Below are 2,000 nucleotides of genomic sequence, written 5' to 3' on the forward strand. Positions count from 1 at the left end.
CTTCGGGATTACAGAATCAATATTTTGTTCACTCATAGGGTTTGTGAGCGAAAGCACGCTGAATAGTTACAAAAAAAGAGCAAATATTTTTTAAAAATAAAATCGAATCACGGATTTAATGCGATGTTTGGATGCTTAAAAAAAGTATGCTTAAAGCCGACTGGGAAAGACAGGAAAAACCTACGAGGGCGAAACGTTCAAATGCAGGACGGACAGACTTCCATACCGCTTGTTTCCGTAATAATCCCTTGTTACAACCAGGCGCACTATCTACCATGCGCAGTTGAGTCGGTTATAAAGCAGCGTTATAACAATTGGGAGTGTATCATGGTTAACGATGGCAGTCCGGATAATACCGAGCTTGTTGCTAAATCGTTGATTGATAAATACCCGAAGAATCAAATCCTTTTGATAAACCAAAGCAACCAGGGATTGGCAGAAGCCAGAAATGCCGGCATTAAAGCATCCAAGGGGAAATATATTTTACCGCTTGATGCAGACGACCTAATCCATCCAAAAATGTTACAAAAAACGGTTTCGTTGTTAGAGTCACATCCAGAGATTGCTATTGCATATACAGATGTAAGGTATTTCGGTCGTGTAAATCGGGTTGTCCTTGCTGGAGAATATGACTTTAAACGACTGTGTTTTCAGAATCACCTTAACTATTGTTCGCTTTTCCGAAGGGGGATGTGGGAAGTTACGAAAGGTTATAATCCTAATATGGTGTGGGGATACGAAGACTGGGACTTCTGGATATCCTGTGGCGAAAAGGGATATTACGGCAAAAGGATTCCGAAACCATTATTTTTGTATCGGGTTAAAGAAAACAGCATGTATACAAATGCGGTCGAGCATCATAACGAATTAATGGCTCAAATTGCCCTTAATCACCCAAACCTTTATGACCAACCATACCCACAAGAAGCAAAAATAAGGGATTGCGGCTCAATTGATACATTAAAAACAGACCCCCTCGTTTCGGTTATCGTCCCCACGTATAACAGGCATGATACCGTGAAAAGGACATTGGAAAGTATCGCGACACAAACCTACCAGCGGATTGAAGTCGTTGTGGTGAATGATGGTGGAGAAGATGTATCGGCTATTATTGATGCCTTTCGGGATCGGCTACAGATTAAGTATCTCGTCCACCGTGAAAACCGGGGCCTTGCGGCTGCAAGAAATACCGGGATAAAAAATGCAACGGGTAAATATATTGCCTATCTGGACGACGATGATATTTTCTATTCAAACCATATAGAAACACTTATAAAGTATTTGGGAACTAACAACTGCAAGGTAGCCTACTGCGATGCATTTCGCGCATGGCAAGAAAAAGATAATGAACAATATGTTATAAAGCAAAAAGACATCCCCTATTCCTTTGATTTCGATCCTGATCTTATTCTGGCGCAAAACTTCATCCCGGTTCTCTGTATCATGCATGAAAAATCATGTACCGACGAAGTGGGCATTTTTGATGAATCCCTTACCACCCACGAAGATTGGGAGCTGTGGATTCGCATGTCAAGAAAATATCATTTCACCCATATAAGAAAAGTCACGTGCGAATTTACCTGGAGAACAGATGGTACAACTATGTCTAGTGAAAAGAAATCAGACTTCCTGAGGACAATGGGCATTATTTTTGACAGATATCGTGAATACTCCAAAGATAATCCTCGCATTTTAGAACTACAACGTATGTCTAAAAGGCGCCTTCAGAGTGGCATATTCAAAATTTTTTATAAATTGTTTAATAAAACGAAGAATTTGTTTCGGTCTTTGTTCTTATTTCTTATTTGACCTTCCATCTTCTATTTGTCTCCCCTGTTTTCATAAGCCACATGATAGTATCATCGTGTTTCATATACCATCAAGCTCCCAATCGTTTAAGCCTTTTATGTGGCTAAATATTTATTGACGCTTTGTAACTATTCAGAGAAACGGATGGTGAGAGAGAATATTTTCTCAGAATAGTTAGGAGCCGATAGGGA

General features: G+C 39.9%; 1 protein-coding gene. It reads left to right on the top strand.

Going from position 1 to position 2,000, the window contains the following annotated elements:
- Positions 1 to 201: 201 nt before the first annotated feature.
- Positions 202 to 1,809 (top strand): glycosyltransferase family 2 protein, encoded by a 1,608-nt coding sequence (locus BIY37_RS07045; RefSeq protein WP_179129323.1) that lies wholly within the window; start codon positions 202 to 204, stop codon positions 1,807 to 1,809.
- Positions 1,810 to 2,000 lie beyond the last annotated feature (191 nt).

This window comes from Candidatus Brocadia sapporoensis, from assembly GCF_001753675.2.
In the GTDB taxonomy this organism is placed as follows: Bacteria; Planctomycetota; Brocadiia; order Brocadiales; family Brocadiaceae; genus Brocadia; species Brocadia sapporoensis.

Coding starts and splice junctions, on each gene's coding strand:
- BIY37_RS07045 (WP_179129323.1), top strand. CDS start 202: ATGCAGGACGGACAGACTTCCATACCGCTTGTTTCCGTAATAATCCCT.